Source organism: Haladaptatus marinus (assembly GCF_051194195.1).
Genome location: NZ_JBLZNK010000003.1, coordinates 818491 through 837823, shown reverse-complemented (window position 1 = coordinate 837823; position 19333 = coordinate 818491). Strand labels below are relative to the sequence as shown.

Genomic DNA, 19333 nt, shown 5'->3' with positions numbered 1-19333 from the left:
GCCGGGCACGGGTGTGCTACAATGCCGGGAACTACCCCCTTCGAAAACGACGGGAACGCAGTCGCGAGTCGCACCACTGTCGGACGCCGGAAACTCACCGCACTCCACGCGAAGTACAGTGAACACACGCTCACGACACCGATTCAGTTCGTCGGCTTCTGGTCGGCAGTCGCCCTGCCGTTTCTCTACGTTCCTCTCCTGATGAATGGTCTCGCTGACGCCGAGCTCACCGTCTTCCTCTCCCTGCTGGTGTGCCACATAGTGGCCCTCTTTGCCGGACACTCCTACCGACAGGAGTAACTGCCTTCGGTCGATTTAACCTTCTCCTCGAAAACGAGTAGCTATGGGACTCGAAACTGTGTCGCTCGGTAGTACCGGCACGAAAGTGAGTGAAGTCGCGTTCGGAACGTGGCGGTTCGGCCGTGAGAACGACGACGGTGAAGTCGAAATCGGCGAGAAGCGAGCGCACGAACTCCTCGATGCCTACGCGGACGCGGGCGGAAACTTCATCGACACAGCAGATATGTACGGCGACGGCGAGAGCGAGCGCTACATCGGAAATTGGCTCGCAGACCGCGACCGCGAGGATTTCGTCATCGCCTCCAAGATCTACTGGCCGACTCGGAAGGACGACCCTAACGGGCGCGGCCTCTCGCGTAAACACCTGTGTCGGCAGATAAACCTCATTCTCGACCGTCTCGGCACGGATTACCTTGACCTGCTGTACATCCATCGCTGGGATGACGAGACGCCCGCAGACGAGTTCATGCGCACGCTCGACGGGTTCGTTCGGGATGGAAAAGTGAACTACATCGGCACCTCGACGCTCGAACCGAACGCGTGGAAGGTCGTGAAGGCGAACGAGATGGAGTACGAACCGTTCCGTCTCGCTCAGCCGCGATACAATCTCGTCAACCGCGAAATCGAGTCGAACTACCTCCCCATGTGTGAGGATTACGACATTGGTCTCATCCCGTGGTCGCCGCTGGCGGGTGGTTTCCTGACGGGTAAATACTCCCGCGATGAGGAACCGCCGGAAGGAACCCGCGGCGCAACCGACCAACAGTTCCGCAACTCCTACCTCACCGAGGAGAACTTCGACGTGCTGGAAGAGGTCGAAGCGGTCGCCGAGGAGATCGACACGACTCCCGCGAAGATCAGCCTCGCGTGGTTGCTGAAACACGATGCTGTCACTGCACCCATCGTCGGTGCGCGGACGGTCGAGCAGTTACAGGAGAATCTGGACGCGACCGACATGTCGCTCACGGATGACCAGTTCGAGCGACTGGCGAACGCAAAATAACCGAACTCTTTCTTACCGCCGAGCCAAGCGTTTTTGACGGATACCGAACAATCATCCCCATGGACGAAATTTCACTCGCCGTTCCGGAGGCAATCATCGAATCGCTGCCCGAAGACGGCGACAGTGCGGCCCGCGACATGCACGAGGCCGTCGCGGGATGGGAAGTACGACTTAACCGCCTTGCAGAGAGCGACGACGAAGTCGCCAGTGCAGTCTTCGATGTCGTCGAGCGATTCGAAACACGGTGGGAGCAGTACGACGATTTCGTCGCCGAACTACGTGCGTGGGGACAATCACCGATCTACGCGATGGCGTGGCGCGACCTGCATGCCGCGCTCATCCAGCAGTTGTACGACCACGACGACCTGTCCGAACATATCGACCGCGAGCGAAACGCCCGTCTCGTCACTGACGGCATCCGCTTCGGGAAATGAGCGACGACCGACCGCTCTCCCGCGTTCGACGGGCGAAAAGTCGTCAGTCGCCCTCCGCCCGTGTAGATAGTGGCGCGGTCGCGGTCGGGATGGTCGTCACCCTCGGCGCACATCTCATCCCCGCGTTTTTCCTGCTTTTCGAAACGTCGGCGTCTCTCGTCCGCGTGACCGCCCTCGCCAGCACCCTCACGTTCCCGCTCGGGAGTTACGTCACCGGGCGCTATGCGGGTGGCGACTGGGAACGCTGTGGACTGCACGGGCTACTCACGGCGACGGCGTCGCTCGTCCTTCTCGGAATGTTGGCCGTTGTCCTCGTCGGACCCGGGCGGGCAGTCGGCGAATTCGGCCGGATACTCGTTGCGGAGTCGGGATTGTCACTGATTTCCGGCTCACCCTTGCTTGCGGCGACGGTCGTCTTTCTGTTGTTTACCGGAATCATTGGGGGAGCGCTCGGGTCGAACTGAATGCAAAGAGCCACTCGGATCGAACTGAACGCAGTTGGGTGTTCGCACCGAGCGAACACCGCCCCGCAGTCTGAGCGTTTATAATCCGTGCGTGCCATATTCCGCCATGGAACTCACGCTCCGGTTCTTCGCGAACTTCCGCGAAGACGTCGGACAGAAGGAGCTCGAACGGGAGTATCCCGATGCTTCGACCGTCGGCGACGTTCTCGAATCGCTCACGGAAGAGTACGGCATCGACGTGTTCGAGGACGGCGACCTCCGACCGCAGATATCTATCATGAAAAATGGAACTGATGTCGTCCACATCGACGGTCGGGAAACTTCGCTCTCGGATGGCGACAAACTGAGCATCTTCCCACCGGTTGCAGGGGGATAGATGCGACGCGAGAAATCTTTCCGCGGAATCAGCAAGCGTCTCGCACGCAACTACCTCGAAAACCTCGGCGGCGAGGTGCAAGATAACGGCGATGTTACAGGCGATGGCTGGCAAGTGTCCCTTTCCTCCGAAAAGGTGAGTATCGGGCCGACCGTCGAATTGACGGAAGTCACAGTCGTCTTCGAAGGCGACGAAGCAACGCTGGATTCGCTCGTCGAAGCGTTCTCCCAGAAGGCCATGCGCGCGGGCGGATAGGAAAAGATCGAACGGGCAGTGAGACCGATGCAATGACCGACGAACCGAATCACCCGATTGAAGGCCAAATCGTCCTACTGGCGGGGGCGAAAGCCAGCGTTCCGCTCGAACGACTTTCCGAACTCCTCGCCGAAACACATTCCGACCTCTGCGAACGGATGGGCGAATACCGACAGCGATACGAATGCGTTCACGAGACGCCGGAGTGGTGCGTCTTTCTCGTGGAGGACGGTCACTGGGAGATGGTCGGAAACCGATTCGGGTTCGACCGCCGCGAGTGGGATGCGGTTCGGCGGGCGCACGAACAGCAACTGTACCGAATCGGGCGGCGTGAACGTCGTCGGTCGGAGTTCGACAGCGCCCTCGAGATTCGCGAAGCCGTGTTGATCGCGACTCACGAGTGACAGCGGATAGTTTGTTGTGTTTGATCGATTCAGTAATTTACCACAGGTGCTTGAATCGGAGTACGTTTGCTGGGTTTTTGGAGTAAGCACGTCAGTAAATCCCGACTCCGATGAGACCGCTACCGCACCACCTCACAATGGCCCACACGCCTCCCCAACCGACTCCTTTGCTCACATTCGTTCGCGCAAACGTCGGTTGGGGAGGGTGAGGCCTGCGAAGTCGCGGAGCGACCTCGATAGCGAGCGGCGAAGCCACGAGCACGCGGTGGCGGTCGTGTGTTGTCGTGATTTGCTACGGACAAACGACCTCAGTTCGAATCGCGTATCAATGGTTTCGTCGTCGTGGCGGTTTTCATTGGGGCCGGGACTTGCAAACAGCAGAGAACCAAGGATAGTAGCCAAGAACCCAAACAGTTCGTTTTCCCCTGTTCGCTACTCCAAAACCTCGAATGCGGATTCCAGGTCGGCGAGCAAATCCCGCGGATGCTCGACGCCGACGGAAATCCGTAGGAGGGAATCCGAGATGCCGATTTCCTCGCGTTCCTCGGGTGTGAGGGGTGAGTGAGTCATACTTGCAGGATGTTCGATGAGCGACTCCACGCCACCCAAACTAACCGCCAGCGCGAAGTGGTCGAGTTCGGCGACGAATCGCTCCACGGCTTCGAGTTCGCCGTCGAGTTCGAAGGAGACGACCCCGCCGCCGCCGTCCATCTGGCGTTTTGCGAGGTCGTACTGTGGGTGGGATTCGAGGCCTGGGTAGTAGACGGTGGCAACGCCATCGTGTTCGTCCAGATAGGCCGCGATTTCGGCGGCGTTGGTCTCGTGCTGGCGCATTCGTAGCGGGAGCGTCTTCAGACCGCGGAGGGTGAGGAAGGCGTCGAAGGGCGCGAGCATGTTGCCCATGCCGACCTGCTGGAGGAAGCCAATCTCGTTCGCCAGTTCGTCATCGCTGGTAACTGCGACGCCGCCGATGGAATCGCTATGACCGTTCAGGTATTTCGTCGTGCTGTGGACGACCACGTCCGCGCCGAGTTCGAGCGGACGCTGGAAGTAGGGCGAAAGGAAGGTGTTGTCCACGCCGAGAGTCGCGCCGATCGATTCGGCGACCGAGGCGATGGCTTCGATATCACAGAGTCTGAGGAGCGGGTTGGACGGTGTCTCCATCCAGATGAGGGCAGTATCGTCGCGCACGGCGTCCGAGACGGCGTCGGTGTCGCGGGCATCCACGAAATCGACGGCCACGTCGAGTCGCTCGCGGAACAGTTCCTTGAGCATCGTTTTCGTCCCGCCGTAGAGGTCGTCGAACGCGACGACGTGGTCGCCGGGTGAGACCGAGGCCGTGATAGTGGCGACGATTGCGGAGGTACCGGAGGCAAAGGCCATGCCGTGGTCGCCACCTTCGAGGGCCGCGAGTCGCTTTTCGAGTGCATGCCGGGTCGGGTTCGAGAGACGCGAGTAGAGATACTGGTTTTCGTCGGGGTCTAAATCTTCGAGCGCGATGTCGGGGTCGATGCCGCCGACCTCGTAGGTCGAAGCGAGGTGAATCGGCATCGTCACGTCGCCTGCTTGCTCGTCGTGCGATGGTTGCTCAGCGTAGGTCACGGCCGTGGTTTCGAATTTTTCTTCGTCGCCGGTTCGGTCAGTCATGCCACCTTCACGTTAGATAACGATACTTAGAAACTTCCGATGCGGCAGGTGTTGCCATGCACCCAAAGAATGGTCTCTCGTGGTAAATTATTGTGAAACATCCTGGTGAAATTTTTCGAACGTGTTTTGACTAAACTCAGAACAAAATCGAGAGAGACTGGGGTCGGTTTCGCTCGCGCGCGGTCGGCCAGACCCTTGCACTTTCTTCGTCATTTCACGCACTGTCTTTCACTAACCAGTACTACCTAGCCAGTCTACGAAATCACCGCGAAAAACACGAAATGGAAAATTCGTATCGGTATTCAGTCGTCGCCGGAGGCGGCCGCACCGCCGCGACTGACGCCCGTTCCGGGGCCAATGTCGATGCCGAGTTCGTCCAGTTTTTCGTCCGGCACGACGCCATCTTCCCAGCCACGAACGTCGTAGTACTCGGCTTTCATCTCGTCCAGTTCGGCGAGTTGGCCCTCGGAGCCGCCCGTTCCGGGGATGGCGTCTGGATGGCCGTCGATGAACCGAACCGGCAGGTCGTCGTCGTCGCCGTCGAAGCCGACGAGGTTGTTGTAGTAGCGTTCGAGGTTGTAGATGCGCTCGCCCGATTCCATCAGGTCGTCCTCGGACACGTCGAGACCGGTCATGCCGTTGTACTGGAGGACGTACTCCTCGACACCTTCCGCGAAGGCGTTGAACTTGCAGATGTCGAACGAGTCGCTGACGGCGTGCATGTCCTGGAAGGTGGCACAGAGCTCCCCTTTGCCTTCCCAGTCCGCCGGGTCAACCTTCTCCGGAATCCCGAGCAGTTCCGCGGCGGGCGTGTAGCCGCGTAGGTGGCAGGCGCCGCGGTTGCTGGTCGCGTAGCCGATTGCCATCCCCTTCATCGCTCGCGGGTCGTATGCGGCCATCGTCTGGCCTTTCACGTCTAGCGCCATCTCCTCGTCGCCGAGTTTGGCGGCGGCGCGGGCCGCACCCTCCGCCAACAGGTCGGCCAGTTCGTCCTCGCGGTGGGCCACGCGGTCTATCATATCGACCATCGTCTCAACGTCGCCCCATTCCAGGCCTTCGTCGAGGCGACCTTCCTCGGTGGCCTCCATCGCCATCGCCATGGTGTTCCCCATCTCGATGGTGTCGAGCGCCACGTCGTTACAGCGGTCGATCATCAGCGCGACCTTGTCGCGGTCGTCGGTCATCGAGTTCGGTCCGAGCGCCCACGCGGATTCGTACTCGTAGGACTCCATCCGGACGTTCATGTCCTGGCCCTTGTGATTGACCTGTACCTCGACTTCCTTCTTACAGGCGACCGGGCAGGAGTGACAGGTCGGTTCGTCCACGAGAATGTTCTCGCGGACGTTCTCGCCGGAGACGTTCTCGGCGTCGATGTTCGGCTGCGGGTTTCCGGCCTCCGCCTCGCTGCTGGTGCTGGTATGCCGTGCGTTCCGCGTCGGGAGACCGTCCATCTCCTCCGTGACGTTCATCAGGACGTTCGTTCCGTATAGTGACAGGCCACCTTCGTTCGGTGCTGTCACGTCGGATTCCTGAATGGCCTGCATCGCCTGCTTGTGTCCTTTCTGGAACGTCTCTTGGTCGGCCGGTTTCTGCATCTTCGTCGTGGATTTGATGACGATTGCCTTGAGCCCTTTCGACCCCATTACGGCACCAGTGCCGCCACGGCCGGACGCCCGGTCGTCCTCGTTGATGATGCAGGCGAATCGAACTTCGTTTTCCCCTGCCTGGCCGATGGCCATCATCGAGAGGTTCTTGCCGTACGCACCATCGACTTCTTCTTCCAGGGTGTCACGGGTTTCGTGGACGCCCTTCCCCCAGAGGTGTGATGCATCGCGGAGTTCGACTTCGCCGTCTTCGACCACCGCATACACGGGGTCGTCGGATTCGCCTTCGAACAGTAACCCGTCGAATCCGGCCCATTTCAGTCGTGCGCCCGACCACCCGCCGTGGTGCGAGTCGGTCACGGTGTTCGTCAACGGCGACTTGGTACACACCGCGATTCGGCCGCTCATCACGGTCTGTGTGCCCGTGAGCGGGCCGTTCATGAACGCCAAGAGGTTGTCCGGACCGAGCGGGTCAACGTCCGCTCCTTGGTCGAACACGTACTTTACACCGAGGCCACGCGCTCCGATGTACTTTTTTGCATCATCGTCATTGACGCTCTCGTAGTTCACCGAACCGTCCGAGAGATCGACGCGAGCGACGTGGTCGTGAAAACCGCCTAAATCGGTCATGGTAAGTTCCAACGTTTATATTAGGTCGCTATCGTGTTAGCCGTTGCCACGTTTATGTAACCAGAAACGGTTACGTTGTCGAGAGTTGAGAGGCAACTATTTGACAGAAAAGAGAGAATACTCTGTGAGTGGTAGATGGAACAGTTCACCAAACACTGCGAATACATCGGATACCAAATACTGCCGACAGTTCGTAAAAAGGAGTTCGACCGATTCAGTCGTCCCGACGGAACGAGTAGACGTGTCCGCTTTCCGCTCGGTCGCCGTTCGGTGGATAGATGAACGTGCTGGTACCGGCGTAGACGGCGTCGTCCGTGACTGCCGGTTTTACTCTCACGGTTCCCAACACTTCCCAGTGGTCGAGTTCGGTTCCGTCGTCCTCCGAATAGGCGTACACGCGTCTGTTACTGCCCACGTAGACGGTATCGCCGTGCACGACTGCCTCGGAAAGCCGCCACGACGAACTTGGGGTGACTGTCCACTGCTCGTCCCCGGAATCCGCATCCAGAGCCACCAGACGTGGCGGTTTGTCCTCCGTCGATTCGGTGTCTTCAGTAACCGTTGCGTAGACGACATCGTCCGTTGTGGCGAGTCCGGACACGTTGGTCGTGTCCGGAATTTCGCTCGACCATAGCGCCGTCCCGTCGCTTGCGTCGAAGGCGAAAACATCCGCCGGGTCGTCAATCGAGTATCGGTCGGTGGCGTAGACGACGCCATCCGCGACGGCGACGTTCGCATCACGCGTGAATTTACCGTCCGAAACCTGCCATTCGACACAGCCATCGCCCGCTCCGAGTGCCCAGAGGTTCTCGGTTTCGCCGAGATACACGAGTTCATCCGAAACGGCGACCGAAGTGGCTCTCTCTCCGGTCGAATGGTCGTTACCGAACGTCCACTCGGTGTCTCCCGTTTCGGCGTTCAGCGCGTACAACAGCGTCCCTTCGGGTGCGAACCACTGCGCAACGTAAACGGTTCCGTCAACGACCTCATAATCACCGACGTTTCCGCTCAATCTGGTCTTCCACTTGACAGTTCCGTCCTCGGCATCCACCGCGATGATGTGGCGTTCCGATCCGTCCCGACTGTACGCGTAGACAGTTTCGTCCACGCAGGTCAGTTCACGGTACGACCCAGCGAGTTGCCATTTCACTTCCCCACTCTCGGGGTCGAGGGCGGAGAGACTCCCGCTTTCGTCCACAACGTAGACCGTATCGTCGTCAACGGAAGGTGCCGATTCGACAGTTTCGTCCGTGACGAACCGCCAATTCGTTCGGTCGTCCGTCGCCGAAAAGGCGTAGAGGTAGCCGTTGTTGTCCCCGGCATAGACGGTTTCGTCGCTAACCGTCGACGCGAACTCGACGGTTCCACGGGGATAATACTGCCATTGGACATCTCCCGAGGATGCGTCGAAAACGCGGATTGGGTCGCCTGCCGTGTAGATGTTTCCTCCTGCAACCGTGAGCGTCGCGGTATCTGCGAGCGTTTCCCACGAGTTCCAAACCTCGCTTCCATCCTCCGCATTGTAGGCGTATATCGAACCCGACCGTCCCGACCCGGCGACGTACACCGTGCCGTCGGCGACTGCGGGGGTACTGTCTGAGTCCAGACTGTACTCATCGACTTCAACGGTCCATTGTTCGCTTCCGTCATCGGTCGAGAAGGATCGCAGTTTCGTATCGTCTACGATGAAGACGCTCCCGTTCGCGACCGACGGGGAACCGCCGAATCGTGACAGTCCGTCTATCCGCCACAGTTCGGTGCCGTCCTCAGCGTCGAGGGCGTAGACAGCGTTTCTCCCGCGAAAATACGCGACACCATCGACGACGGCCGGAACGTTTGCTCTCGGCTCGTTCGGTTCGAAGTCCCAGCGAACCGACCCATCCGCAAGGTCGAGTGCGTAGACTTTCGCCCCGGTACGATGTGACGTCGCGTAGACGGTACCGTCTACGACCGTGACCGAGGGTGTAAGCTGTGAGCCAACCTCGAACTGCCACAGTTCGCTTCCGTCTTCCGCATCCTGCGCGAAAACCATTCCTTCAGCCGTCGTCAGTACCGTTCCATCCGCGACCGTTGGCGGCGAACCGTTCGCATACAGCGAACCATCCGTATCGGGTGTTGCTCGCCACAGCACTTCGCGTGCCTCTATGTCGAACGCGATAGTGGTTACAGTTGCGTCAACCACGTAGGCGACATCGTCAACGACAGCGGGGTTCGAAATCTCTTCTTCGCTTAGTTGTCCACTCCAACCCAATGGTGGTTCGGGGACGCCGTCTCCCGGTGGGTGACCCGTGTTCGCGGCGTCGTACAGAAACGTAGACCAGTTCTGTCCGGCGAGTGTGGAGGGGGTGTTGGACGCGGTGTGCGTGCTATCGAGTGTTCCGGATGCACCTGCGACGCTCGCGCCACCGACTGCCAGGCCGACCGTCTTCAGGAACGTTCGTCGTGTATCTTCGAACATGCAAATGAGCAATGTGAGGGAGCTGTATTTGCTATCAGGTTTCTAAGTTGTTTTTAGTTATTTCGAGCGTTTTCACTGGTCTAATACCCAACAGTTAAAACGAGGGTTTACTATTCGAATAGTGTCCAACCACCGGCAAATGTGACTGGTATGGATGTGTGTGCTTTCGCCGGTTCAAAAATCAATTTTCGATTACTGTAGGTTTGTATTGAAATACTATTTGAAGATTCTGACACGATTCTACTTGCCGCAGAAATGGTTAGCTATCCGATAAAATAGGTCAGTACGGTGAAAATTACTCGTCGCGGGCGAACGAGTACACGTACCCGTCGCTACTCACGACGGATACTGTCTCGTCGCTAATGCTGGGTGCCGCTGGGACGTCGCCAGTCGTTTCCCAGTGGTTCAGTTCCGTGCCGTCATCACCGATTTCGTAGACGCGACGGTTGGCACTGAGATAGAGACGACCGTCGTGAGACGGTTACCGATACCTCCGGACTGCGATGGTGCAGGTGTCCACGGTTGGTTCACTTCGAACTGCCAACGTTCGGTGCCGTTTGTTTTGTCGAGCGCGACCACGCCACTGGAATCGTCATCGAAGACGCCTGCGTAGACGGTTCCGTCCGACCCCGCGAGTGACTCGAACTCCATCGTTGAGCCGGCTTCTCTCGACCACTCAACGCCTCCGTCGTTTGCACCAAATGCCACAGCGTCTCATCGGTTGCCACGAAAGCCAACCCGTCGATGAGTACTGGTGTGTGAAAAAAGTGCCACAGTCGTCGCCAAACGTCCACTGCGTATCACCGGTTTCCTCATCGAAGGCGTACATCGTCGCGGTCGGGTAGGAGTAGTGCGATACGGTGTAAATCATCCCATCGTACCAACTGGCGTCGTTCTCATTTCGCCATCCAAACCGGCCGTCTACCGTGTGTCACTACTCTCGGCGTCCAGAGCCCGGAAATACTTCGATTATGGAAAAAACGACAAATAAATATGAATTTAATGACTATATTTTGCTATTATATACGACGAATTTTCATGTCTATACCAAATCGTCGGCCTTTACGCTTCTTGCACGCAATTACCAGACGGATGACCACGCTTCGCGATAGAGCTGCCACACGAAACTGGGCCGTTGTCATTGCCGTTGCGGTCGGTATCTGCTACTTCTCGGTGTTCTCCTCGCCCGATGCTGGCGTTTCCTCCCTTGGACCCCTCGGACTCGTCGGAATGGACAAATGGTATCACGCGACTGGTTACGGCGTTTTGGGCATTCTGCTCGCAGTCGCCCTGTCGAGTCACAACGACATGGCCACCAGAGCGATAAAAATCGCTCTGGTGGCCATGTCGGGAGCGACCGGATTCGGCATCCTGATGGAAATCGCCCAAGCGTTCGTTCCGGTTCGACACACCGGAATCGGAGACGTGATTGCTGATGCAGTTGGTGCGAGCCTCGCAGTTGGGATATGGTGGGTCACAGTTCGGTGGCTTGTGGCTCGGCGAGACGAAGGCGATTTACGCGCGTAACTGTTCTTCCCGCACAATGAGCACGCCGACTCCCGAGAGCTACGAACGGGGCAAGGGCATGGACGCCCACAATTCCGTGATGCGCGATATTCGCGCCCGGAAGGAGAAACACTACGACCCACACGAGCCGACACGAGTGTGGTTGGACGAGGACAACACACCGGACGGCGTCTACCAGAGCCTCACCATCATTCTCAACACCGGTGGCTGTCGCTGGGCGCGGGCCGGTGGCTGTACGATGTGCGGTTACGTCGCCGAGTCGGTCGAAGGCGGAAGCGTCGGGCACGAAGCCCTGATGGATCAAATCGAGGTCTGTCTCGAACACGAGCGCGAGAACGCGGACGAAAAGAGCGGCCTCATCAAGATTTACACCTCCGGGTCGTTCCTGGACGAGCGCGAAGTCGGTGCCGAAACACGGCAAGCTATCGCCGAGACGTTTTCCGACCGCGACCGAATCGTCGTGGAGAGCCTGCCTGATTTCGTAGCGAAGGAGAAGTTGGAGAATTTCACGGGCGTCGGTCTCGAAACCGACGTTGCAATCGGACTGGAGACGGCGAACGACCGAGTTCGCAAGGACTGCGTGAACAAGTACTTCGACTTCGAGCAGTTTATCGAGGCCAGCGAACACGCCGAATCGGTCGATGCGGGTATCAAGGCCTACCTGCTGATGAAGCCGCCCTTCCTCTCGGAGGCCAACGCGGTACAGGACATGAAGGAGTCGATTCGAAAGTGCGCCGAGTACGCCCACACGGTGTCGATGAACCCGACGAACGTTCAGCGATACACGATGGTAGACGAACTCTACTTCCGAAACGGCTACCGGCCGCCGTGGCTCTGGAGCGTCTGTGAGGTACTACAGGACACGGCTGACGCACCCGCAATCGTTATCTCCGACCCAGTCGGTCATGGGTCAGATCGTGGCGCACACAACTGTGGCGAATGCGACGACCTCGCACAGAAGGCCATCAAGGATTTCGACCTCCGACAGGATCCCTCCGTGTTCGACGAAGTGACGTGTGAGTGTGAACACACGTGGGAGGCCGTAATGGAGCGCGAGAAGAGCTATAACCTCCCACTGGCGCGGTAATCAGGACGGTCTTATTCCGGCTACGACGTGGATAACAAAGTACGCATCCCGCGACCGGACAACGGGGTGAATGGACGCAGACGAGCGTCCCGAGTGATGACGAATTCACGGGACGAATACGAGACGGTCTACTGTCCGAACGGCTGGGTCGAAATCCGGAACCCGGAGCAGGGAGACCAGTGGATCGCTACCGACTTACCGACAGAGGTACAACGATGACGGTCACCGGGGGATTGACGGGTGCTCGACTGGAGACGGTTGGAAAGCTGTTGACGCTCGTTGACCCCGCGACCGTCGCCGGGCCAGTCGTTCTCTGGCCCCTCCTTTTGGTGTTTATCGGCGGACTGCTGGTCGGTGCCGTCTGGTCACTTCTTCGTGGATGACGGCGCTAGCGAACGTGTTTACGGCTTCGAGTATTCGTGAGTTTCTATCCGCAACGATGTCTGGAAATCGGACGCCGAAATATCCCGCTCAGAGCTTTCTGGCCATCATGACTTCGTCAACGAACTCGTCGCCGACGAGATAGTGATCCTTTCGTACCGCTTCGGTCTCCCAGCTGTGGTCTTCGAGGAGGTCGATAGCCGTCTCGTTCGTCGCCGGAACGCTCTGGTACACTTTCTGGTAACCGGCGTCGTGTGCCCACGCCATCGCGCGCTCCAGCAATCTGCTCCCGATGCCGTGTTTTCGGTAGGGCCCGCGGACGCCCACGGTCAGTTCGGCGGTGTGACGCAGTTTGTCGAGTTCCGGCGCGTCGAGGTGAACCCATCCCGCGATTTCGCCCTCGTTCTCGCCGTCGCTGATGGTTGCCACGTAGAACATCCGCGAGCGTCGGTCGTTGTTCCGGAGCAGGACACCTTCGTCGTTGATATCGGCGGAAACCCGTTCCGCGGAAACCGACGCCCCCTCGTCGGCGACCTCGCGAATCGCGGTTTCGATGCCCTGACGGTCGAACTGGTGCGCTTGGCGGATTTGGTACGAGAGGCCGTCCTCTTCGTACTCCTCTACGTCGCTGTCCAGCGCGAGGTGGAGTTCTCCTTCCTGCTCCACGAGGTGCCCTGCGTCCAACAGCGCAGTCACGTACTGCTGGAACTCCTCCGGGGGAATTCGAACCCGTGGTTCCGTCGTCCCGGAGCGCGCCGGTTTCGATCCGGATGGTGAGTCGATTCGAACGCTGTCGCGGACTTCCTCGACGGAAACGGAACCGTTGCGCTCGACCTCGTCGTAAATTCGTTGTTGAATGGCGTCCTCAAACTCGATGTCGACAGGTACTCCCATAATCGTGTATACCTACCCGAAGGAGGTTATTATTTATCGCCTAATTTCGCTTTCCGGGTCGATTATTTCTCTTCGACGTGTCGAACGTCCGCCGAGACGCCGCGCGTCGATTCGACCATCTCCGCCCCGGACATCTCGGCACGACCGATGGCAAACGCCTTCGGCCCTTCGATGATGACCTCGTCGCCGACACGGATGTCGTCGTCCGCGTCCACGATACCTGGCGCGAGGACGCTTCCGTGGGGTGCGAAGGCGTCGATTTCGATTCGCCTTTCCGGTACGTCGCTTTCGACCCACTGGCGCGCTCCGGCGAGCGTGAACGAGAGCGTGCCGTACTGGGGCACCATCGCGGCCAACTGTTCCCCATCGTCGTCGTGAACCCGGAGCTTCGGGTAGCGACTCTCGATGTTGATGGACGAAAAGAGTTCGTCGCCCGCACCCTCGCCGAACTGGTAGTCCGCGATTCCGCGAACCGTGTTGTGCTGGCGTTCTCGCTTGCCATACTTCAGTTCGCCCGAGAGCGTGCTGGCCAGGTTGGCGAGCGATTCGGTACTTGTCGGGTGTCCTTCCACGGTGTACTCGAACTCCATATCGAGGGCGTCCTCAACGCGCTCGCACACGTCGCGGTAGCCTTCTTCGGGAACGTGCGCGATGATGCGTGGATACTCGTTTTGCTCCAGATACCGTCGCAAAACCTCCGAAACGAATTCCTTTTCGTCCTCGCTCCAGCGACCCGTGACGACGGAATCGTAATGCTGGGCGGGGTAGGTTAGTTCGAGTTCCTGCGGCACGACGCCGATCGGACTCGTCATCGACACCTTATGCGCACGGAACTGGATGGCGTCGTGGTACTGGCCGTGACTCTGCGATTCGCTGTAGGGCTTTTTTGCGGAGCAGGGAAGCAACACCAACGGGTTGTCGAACCGACCCTGATAGCGCGTCGTCACTCGGTTCGCGAACCGCTGAATCTCGACTCGACGCAGGGAATCCTCCGTCGCAGCGGCGAGTTCCGTATTTCGGAGAACCGGGGTTCGTTCCTCCACGTAGCTCCACTGTTGGTCGAACTCCCGGAACGCGGCTGTAAGCCACTGGTCGTGGCGCGCCTGTCCTTCGATGTAGTCCCGAAGTCGCCCCGCCCGGATTCGCTGGCGGACGACAGCCAACTCGGCTCGGAGCGCGTTGACGTTGTGGTCGACGCAGTGCTCGCGGGTAAACTCGTTCATCCGGCGCTGGCAGGCAGAGCAAGAGCAGGGGAGTTCGTCCAGTTCGTCCAGATGGTACTCATTTTCCGTCGTCAGGTATTTCCCCTGGGTTCCCTTGACCACGGCGCGGTCTGCATCCACGAGGTCAACCCCGGCGTAGACCAGCGTGGCGACGTTTTTCGGCGTGGCGACGCCGGATAGAAACAGCGCGCTGTCCGAGGGTATCGACCCGCGGGTCTCGATAATTGCCTCTTTGAATCCCGCTCCGTGGCCGACGACGCCTTGCGCCCCAGAGAGGACGTATGCGTCGGTGCCAAAATCTTCGGCCGTTTCGGGTGCAATAACTGCCGCACTGGGGAAGTCCACGTCCGGATAGTCCACCGCGAACGAGTCCATCACTTCGTCGTCGGTGCCGCGCGGGAATGCGCGATGCGGCAGAACAGTCAACTGCGACTCGTCGCCCTCCGGCATCTCGTGCTCCTTGAACCAGAGGCTCCCCGCGTCGGCCACCACGGCGGTCTCGCGGCGGTTGCCGCTCGACTGTTCGGCGGAGCGTTGCTCCGCCCCTTCCGCGAGTCCGGGCGTGGTCACGGACTCGGTGAGACGGAGTTCCCCGATTCGGGCCGCCCCATCCCGGTCGTGAACCTCGAAATAGTCGGTCATACCCGTCTTTCGGGGAAGCGGATTCAACTATCTTGCGTAACTCCGTGAGTTGCGGAGTGGATGATAGTGGGTATGCGTTGTACACGACGAGCGTGGTTTTGATGAGGTTTCGACTGCTGATGCGAGGCGCACGCCACGCCCGAGCTCGCTCTCCCCTCGCAGGTGCGGAGCACCTGCTCGGATTTACTCGCTCATTTCCTCGTTCCCGAACTAACCGCAGGACGGGCAGGCCAGCGGCCTGCCCGTCCAAGCCAAACCCGGCCAACCGGTTTCGGGGCGGAGGATCGTTCTGCCGATTTCGGGGCGAAATCCGTCTTTTCGACACATGATGGCAGGCAGCCCAGTAAATCGGCGGGCGAGTGCTGGGCACTCGCCCGCCTGCTGCTTTGGCCGGGCACGGGCGAACGAACGGGGAACGAGTGGCTTGCCACGAGTGACCGAGTGAGTTCGGGCGTCCTTTGCGCGTAGCAGTCGCAGACAGTCCCCAGGGGTGTTAGAATTGATAACAAACAGACCTGAAAACACTCTCAACCCTGATTCTACGCTTGGTCGTCCAAATCGACGATGTGAACTGACTGTGGAACGTGTCGAATCGCCGATTCAGGCCATCCACGATGTGCGAGCGTGAACTCGGTTTCGGGATTCTCTTCGACAAGCTTGGCCACGCCCTGCGCCGCCATCTCGAACCCGTCCACGTCCATTCGGTCGGGCACCTCTGCCGTCAGAGGATACGTCTCCGAGAGTGCACGGGGGAACGGGCCGAACGGCGGGACGACGTTCCACGATTCGTCGTAGCGACTGCTCGGGTTGCCTTCGGTCAGGAGCACTTTCCCCTCGGGATTCAGGCGCGATAGTCGTTCGTGGTGCCGTACGACTTCGGGACGGTAGGCGCTCTCGCTGGAGAGGTAGAAGAAGGTACTTTTCGAGGCTGGGTCGGCCCGTTCGAGTTGTTCCGAATGCTCGACCAGCGCACGGTAGCCGTCTAGCATCGCGGGATGTGCGCGGGCGCGGTTTTCGACCAGTTCGAGCAGGTTGCCCGACCGAATCGCCTGCTTGATGGTGCGAATCTCCTCGTACGTGACGTGGAGGTTGTGCTCCGCGAGTTGCTCTTCTCGCTCCCTGTCATCCAAACTCCGGATTTCCTCGGGCGTGTTGTTCGCGCAGATGGGACAGGAACATGGGAAGTAGTCGAGGTCGTCCAAGTGTTGGGTTCCGCGAACCGTCAGGTAGCGGTCGTCGCGGGCGTAGAGCGCGTAGGCCGCCGAATCGAAGAGGTCACAGCCCATGGCAACTGCCAGCGCGAACATCATCGGGTGGCCCGCGCCGAACAGGTGAACCGGGGCGTCGGCACCAAGTCCGCGTTTCGCTCCGGCGACCATCTCCACCATGTCGCCGTATCGGTACTCGTTCATCAGGGGAACGACGGCCCCGACCGGGAACACGTCGAGTGTGGTTCCGTAGGCGTGGCGACCCGCCTCCTCGCGGAGGTCGGGGTACGTCGAACCCTGCACCGGCGCGTTGACGAGCATGTCGCCGACATCGACGGTTTCGGCCAGTTCGAGGCGTTTTTGGGTGGTTGCCAACTCGTCTTCAGCCTGCTCGCGGTCTACGTCGGGTGGCGTCGGAATGTCCACAGGGGTTCCGATGTCCGAGCCAACATCGTGTTGGAACTGGAGGATTTCCTCGGTCGTCACGCTGATTTCGCCGTATTCGGCGAGTTGGAACGACCCGGAATCGGTCATAATCGCGCCGTCGAAATCGAGCAGTTCGTGTAGTCCCACGTCGAGGGCTTCGTCGCGGAACTCGTCGCTTTTGTAGAGGATGTAGGAGTTCGTGATGAGGATTTCCGCGCCGAACTCGGATTCGAGTCGGGAGGGTTCGACGGTGATGACGTGTGGGTTGACGACCGGCAGAAGTGCTGGGGTTTCGACCGTCACACCAGCGCGCGGGACGGTGAGTACCCCGATCCGACCCCCGCCGTCTTGAGCGCGGAGTTCGAAGATATCTCGTTCCATTACCGCGTCGTTGCCACGGTGGCGGTGTAAGAATTGCGCTACGCGTTCGGTTCACCAGAACCAACCGTTCTACTCCTCCGCGCCGAACGTTTCGTAATACGACACCCCGAGCACGGTTCGACCGTCGTAGACACCGTCGGTGGCGATTTCTTCTTTCAGCGCGTCGAACGTGGTCGTCGTCGCACGTATGCTCTCGTTGTCGTCGAGTTCCTGCTCGCCGGTCGGGACGCAGTCGTACGCGACAAAGTAGTGCATCACGGAGTCCGCGATTCCGTTTGCCGGTTCAACGGTCGTGAGGTGGGAGACACGGTCTGCTTCGTACCCCGTCTCCTCGGTGAGTTCCCGGTGTGCCGATAGTTCGAGAGTGTCGTCTTCTGGTTCGACCCCACCGACTGGCAGCCCGCGCGAAACTCGCGATACGGCCTGTCGCCACTCCTCGATGACGACCACGTCGCCATCCTCGGTAAACGGCAGGACGGCCACGCTTTCGGGTTCCGTGAGATAATCGAAATCTGTTTTCACACCGTCCGGGAGACGAACATCCTCGTGACGAATTTCGAAACCGGGACAGGTGTAGGCGACTTCGGAGTCGAGCGTTTTCCATGCAAGGGGGTCTTCGTCGGTCATGTGAACCAGTACCGAGTCGGTACTGAAAAATCGCACTACCCGCGTCGATGACAGACAAACAATCGATGTCCGAACAACATCCTCGAAAGCGGAGGAATGTGGCGGTATTCCACGTTTTCCGGCCGAATCTTCGGGTTACATGGGCCACTTATTCGCGACGCCGCTACGCTCGCGCATGTCCGAAACCGACGTACTGTTCGAAACGGTCGAACTCGATGCACAGCGCCTCGATAATCGAATCGGTCTCGCACCCATGACGCGGACGAGTGCGACCGACGACGGAAACGCAACCGCCGAGATGGCGCGATACTACGCACAGTTCGCCGAGGGTGGCTTCAGTTTCCTCGTCTCGGAAGGTATCTATACGGATACGGCGTACAGCCAGGGATACGACAACCAGCCCGGACTCGCAACTGACGACCACGCCGAGACGTGGACGCGGGTTACCGACGCAGTTCACGAGGTCGGTGCGCCTATTTTCGCCCAGCTCATGCACGCGGGAGTGCTCTCGCAAGGCAACCGCCACGTCGAGGAAACGGCAGGCCCATCCGCCGTCACACCGCAGGACGAGCAACTCCCAATTTACGGTGGCGACGGGGAGTTCCCAACGCCGAAAGCGTTGTCCCAATCGGAAATCGAAGCGGCCGTCGAAGGGTTCGCGGATGCCGCTGAGCGCGCTTCGAACGCTGGATTCGACGGCGTCGAGATTCACGGCGCGAACGGCTATCTGCTCGACCAGTTCCTCACCGCCTACACGAACGACCGTGACGACGAATACGGCGGCTCGGTCGCAAACCGCGTTCGTCTCCTGCACGAGGTCGTAGACGCTGTCACCGACCGCATTTCCGACGAGTTCGTCGTCGGCGTGCGACTCTCCCAGACGAAAGTCAACGACGACGAACACGAGTGGGAAGGCGGCGAATCGCAATCGGAGACGGTCTTCGAGACGTCAGCGAAGTGAGTGTGGACTACGTCCACGTCACCGAACCGGACATTACTGCCCCCGCGTTCGGCGACAGCGGGCCGACGCTTGCCGAACTCGCCGATGCGTACGCCGACGTTCCGGTCATCGCAAACGGCGGTCTCGGCGACCCGGTGTCAGCGCGACAAACTATCGAGGACGGTGCCGACCTCATCACGCTCGCGAAAAGTGCCCTCGCGAATCCCGACTGGCCCGACCGCGTTCGAAACGGGGAGGAGTTGAACGACTTCGACTTCGAAGCGACCCTCCTCCCCGACGCGACCCTGAACGACACCGAGGTTCCGCCGACGTGACGCAGTAGTATCGCTTGTGCTCGGTCTGCGGTCGTCGTCGGCCGTTTTCGACGTTCGACGCCGGTAGGTTCGGGATACTTCGCACCG

Annotated in this window: 20 protein-coding genes and 1 pseudogene; 13 read left to right on the top strand and 8 right to left on the bottom strand. The window is 59.6% G+C overall.

Going from position 1 to position 19333, the window contains the following annotated elements:
- Positions 1-21: 21 nt before the first annotated feature.
- From ACN2TU_RS10410 to ACN2TU_RS10380, 7 genes are all read left to right on the top strand, one after another.
- The gene (locus ACN2TU_RS10410; protein ID WP_435155159.1) at positions 22-300 is read left to right on the top strand and encodes a DUF8028 family protein; all 279 of its coding nucleotides are present in this window, start codon (positions 22-24) and stop codon (positions 298-300) included.
- 43 nt (positions 301-343) lie between these two features.
- On the top strand, positions 344-1303 hold the full coding sequence (locus ACN2TU_RS10405; RefSeq protein WP_435155158.1) for an aldo/keto reductase: 960 nt from the start codon (positions 344-346) through the stop codon (positions 1301-1303).
- Between the two features lie 59 nt (positions 1304-1362).
- Positions 1363-1737, top strand: a complete 375-nt coding sequence (locus ACN2TU_RS10400; RefSeq protein ID WP_435155156.1) for a DUF7971 family protein — start codon at positions 1363-1365, stop codon at positions 1735-1737.
- Positions 1734-2201, top strand: coding sequence for a hypothetical protein (locus ACN2TU_RS10395; protein ID WP_435155154.1), 468 nt, complete (start codon positions 1734-1736; stop codon positions 2199-2201). Before ACN2TU_RS10400 ends, ACN2TU_RS10395 begins: the two co-directional genes overlap by 4 nt.
- Before the next feature lie 106 nt (positions 2202-2307).
- A complete protein-coding gene (locus tag ACN2TU_RS10390) occupies positions 2308-2577 on the top strand; it encodes a ubiquitin-like small modifier protein 1 (protein ID WP_435155153.1) in 270 nt (89 codons plus the stop codon).
- Positions 2578-2832, top strand: a complete 255-nt coding sequence (locus ACN2TU_RS10385; protein WP_435155152.1) for a MoaD-like domain-containing protein — start codon at positions 2578-2580, stop codon at positions 2830-2832.
- Between the two features lie 32 nt (positions 2833-2864).
- Positions 2865-3236 carry a DUF8048 family protein gene (locus ACN2TU_RS10380; RefSeq protein WP_435155151.1) on the top strand — a complete coding sequence of 124 codons (372 nt, stop codon included), beginning with the start codon at positions 2865-2867 and terminating at the stop codon, positions 3234-3236.
- 432 nt (positions 3237-3668) lie between these two features.
- On the opposite strand, the gene ACN2TU_RS10375 is transcribed toward ACN2TU_RS10380, so the two are convergent.
- The 4 genes from ACN2TU_RS10375 to ACN2TU_RS10355 form a co-directional block, all read right to left on the bottom strand.
- Positions 3669-4883, bottom strand: coding sequence for a trans-sulfuration enzyme family protein (locus ACN2TU_RS10375; protein ID WP_435155149.1), 1215 nt, complete (start codon positions 4881-4883; stop codon positions 3669-3671).
- Positions 4884-5185: 302 nt separating this feature from the next.
- Entirely contained in the window at positions 5186-7117 is a 1932-nt protein-coding gene (locus tag ACN2TU_RS10370) for an aldehyde ferredoxin oxidoreductase family protein (RefSeq protein WP_435155148.1), read from the bottom strand.
- A gap of 214 nt (positions 7118-7331) precedes the next feature.
- On the bottom strand, positions 7332-9575 hold the full coding sequence (locus ACN2TU_RS10365) for an outer membrane protein assembly factor BamB family protein (protein ID WP_435155147.1): 2244 nt from the start codon (positions 9573-9575) through the stop codon (positions 7332-7334).
- A 405-nt stretch (positions 9576-9980) separates the two neighbouring features.
- The gene (locus ACN2TU_RS10355; protein ID WP_472850202.1) at positions 9981-10226 is read right to left on the bottom strand and encodes a hypothetical protein; all 246 of its coding nucleotides are present in this window, start codon (positions 10224-10226) and stop codon (positions 9981-9983) included.
- Positions 10227-10667: 441 nt separating this feature from the next.
- Between ACN2TU_RS10355 and ACN2TU_RS10350 the strand changes: the two genes are divergently transcribed.
- The 4 genes from ACN2TU_RS10350 to ACN2TU_RS10335 all read left to right on the top strand — a co-directional run bounded on the left by ACN2TU_RS10350 (position 10668) and on the right by ACN2TU_RS10335 (position 12572).
- Positions 10668-11102: a VanZ family protein gene (locus tag ACN2TU_RS10350; RefSeq protein ID WP_435155143.1), complete on the top strand. Its 435-nt coding sequence runs from the start codon at positions 10668-10670 to the stop codon at positions 11100-11102.
- Between the two features lie 16 nt (positions 11103-11118).
- Complete coding sequence (locus ACN2TU_RS10345; protein WP_435155142.1) at positions 11119-12189, top strand: archaeosine biosynthesis radical SAM protein RaSEA; 1071 nt, start codon at positions 11119-11121, stop codon at positions 12187-12189.
- A gap of 96 nt (positions 12190-12285) precedes the next feature.
- Entirely contained in the window at positions 12286-12408 is a 123-nt protein-coding gene (locus ACN2TU_RS10340) for a hypothetical protein (protein ID WP_435155141.1), read from the top strand.
- Entirely contained in the window at positions 12405-12572 is a 168-nt protein-coding gene (locus ACN2TU_RS10335) for a hypothetical protein (protein WP_435155140.1), read from the top strand. Before ACN2TU_RS10340 ends, ACN2TU_RS10335 begins: the two co-directional genes overlap by 4 nt.
- An 88-nt stretch (positions 12573-12660) precedes the next feature.
- On the opposite strand, the gene ACN2TU_RS10330 is transcribed toward ACN2TU_RS10335, so the two are convergent.
- The gene (locus ACN2TU_RS10330; RefSeq protein ID WP_435155139.1) at positions 12661-13464 is read right to left on the bottom strand and encodes a GNAT family N-acetyltransferase; all 804 of its coding nucleotides are present in this window, start codon (positions 13462-13464) and stop codon (positions 12661-12663) included.
- A 62-nt stretch (positions 13465-13526) separates the two neighbouring features.
- Positions 13527-15329, bottom strand: a complete 1803-nt coding sequence (arcS, locus tag ACN2TU_RS10325) for an archaeosine synthase subunit alpha (RefSeq protein ID WP_435155138.1) — start codon at positions 15327-15329, stop codon at positions 13527-13529.
- A 162-nt stretch (positions 15330-15491) separates the two neighbouring features.
- On the opposite strand from arcS, the gene ACN2TU_RS10320 reads away from it, so the two are divergent.
- Positions 15492-15797 carry a hypothetical protein gene (locus ACN2TU_RS10320; protein ID WP_435155136.1) on the top strand — a complete coding sequence of 102 codons (306 nt, stop codon included), beginning with the start codon at positions 15492-15494 and terminating at the stop codon, positions 15795-15797.
- A gap of 71 nt (positions 15798-15868) precedes the next feature.
- On the opposite strand, the gene tgtA is transcribed toward ACN2TU_RS10320, so the two are convergent.
- Positions 15869-17344, bottom strand: coding sequence for a tRNA guanosine(15) transglycosylase TgtA (tgtA, locus tag ACN2TU_RS10315; RefSeq protein WP_435155134.1), 1476 nt, complete (start codon positions 17342-17344; stop codon positions 15869-15871).
- 69 nt (positions 17345-17413) lie between these two features.
- Complete coding sequence (locus tag ACN2TU_RS10310; RefSeq protein WP_435155133.1) at positions 17414-17971, bottom strand: NUDIX domain-containing protein; 558 nt, start codon at positions 17969-17971, stop codon at positions 17414-17416.
- A 175-nt stretch (positions 17972-18146) separates the two neighbouring features.
- Between ACN2TU_RS10310 and ACN2TU_RS10305 the strand changes: the two are divergent.
- Positions 18147-19246 (top strand): annotated as a pseudogene (locus ACN2TU_RS10305) (oxidoreductase).
- The last annotated feature ends 87 nt before the right edge of the window (positions 19247-19333 follow it).

What these genes read in the sequence shown, in the direction of transcription:
- ACN2TU_RS10410 (WP_435155159.1), top strand. Translation starts at nt 22, where the DNA reads ATGCCGGGAACTACCCCCTTCGAAAACGACGGGAACGCAGTCGCGAGT.
- ACN2TU_RS10405 (WP_435155158.1), top strand. Translation starts at nt 344, where the DNA reads ATGGGACTCGAAACTGTGTCGCTCGGTAGTACCGGCACGAAAGTGAGT.
- ACN2TU_RS10400 (WP_435155156.1), top strand. Translation starts at nt 1,363, where the DNA reads ATGGACGAAATTTCACTCGCCGTTCCGGAGGCAATCATCGAATCGCTG.
- ACN2TU_RS10395 (WP_435155154.1), top strand. Translation starts at nt 1,734, where the DNA reads ATGAGCGACGACCGACCGCTCTCCCGCGTTCGACGGGCGAAAAGTCGT.
- ACN2TU_RS10390 (WP_435155153.1), top strand. Translation starts at nt 2,308, where the DNA reads ATGGAACTCACGCTCCGGTTCTTCGCGAACTTCCGCGAAGACGTCGGA.
- ACN2TU_RS10385 (WP_435155152.1), top strand. Translation starts at nt 2,578, where the DNA reads ATGCGACGCGAGAAATCTTTCCGCGGAATCAGCAAGCGTCTCGCACGC.
- ACN2TU_RS10380 (WP_435155151.1), top strand. Translation starts at nt 2,865, where the DNA reads ATGACCGACGAACCGAATCACCCGATTGAAGGCCAAATCGTCCTACTG.
- ACN2TU_RS10375 (WP_435155149.1), bottom strand. Translation starts at nt 4,883, where the DNA reads ATGACTGACCGAACCGGCGACGAAGAAAAATTCGAAACCACGGCCGTG.
- ACN2TU_RS10370 (WP_435155148.1), bottom strand. Translation starts at nt 7,117, where the DNA reads ATGACCGATTTAGGCGGTTTTCACGACCACGTCGCTCGCGTCGATCTC.
- ACN2TU_RS10365 (WP_435155147.1), bottom strand. Translation starts at nt 9,575, where the DNA reads ATGTTCGAAGATACACGACGAACGTTCCTGAAGACGGTCGGCCTGGCA.
- ACN2TU_RS10355 (WP_472850202.1), bottom strand. Translation starts at nt 10,226, where the DNA reads ATGGAGTTCGAGTCACTCGCGGGGTCGGACGGAACCGTCTACGCAGGC.
- ACN2TU_RS10350 (WP_435155143.1), top strand. Translation starts at nt 10,668, where the DNA reads ATGACCACGCTTCGCGATAGAGCTGCCACACGAAACTGGGCCGTTGTC.
- ACN2TU_RS10345 (WP_435155142.1), top strand. Translation starts at nt 11,119, where the DNA reads ATGAGCACGCCGACTCCCGAGAGCTACGAACGGGGCAAGGGCATGGAC.
- ACN2TU_RS10340 (WP_435155141.1), top strand. Translation starts at nt 12,286, where the DNA reads ATGACGAATTCACGGGACGAATACGAGACGGTCTACTGTCCGAACGGC.
- ACN2TU_RS10335 (WP_435155140.1), top strand. Translation starts at nt 12,405, where the DNA reads ATGACGGTCACCGGGGGATTGACGGGTGCTCGACTGGAGACGGTTGGA.
- ACN2TU_RS10330 (WP_435155139.1), bottom strand. Translation starts at nt 13,464, where the DNA reads ATGGGAGTACCTGTCGACATCGAGTTTGAGGACGCCATTCAACAACGA.
- arcS (WP_435155138.1), bottom strand. Translation starts at nt 15,329, where the DNA reads ATGACCGACTATTTCGAGGTTCACGACCGGGATGGGGCGGCCCGAATC.
- tgtA (WP_435155134.1), bottom strand. Translation starts at nt 17,344, where the DNA reads ATGGAACGAGATATCTTCGAACTCCGCGCTCAAGACGGCGGGGGTCGG.
- ACN2TU_RS10310 (WP_435155133.1), bottom strand. Translation starts at nt 17,971, where the DNA reads ATGACCGACGAAGACCCCCTTGCATGGAAAACGCTCGACTCCGAAGTC.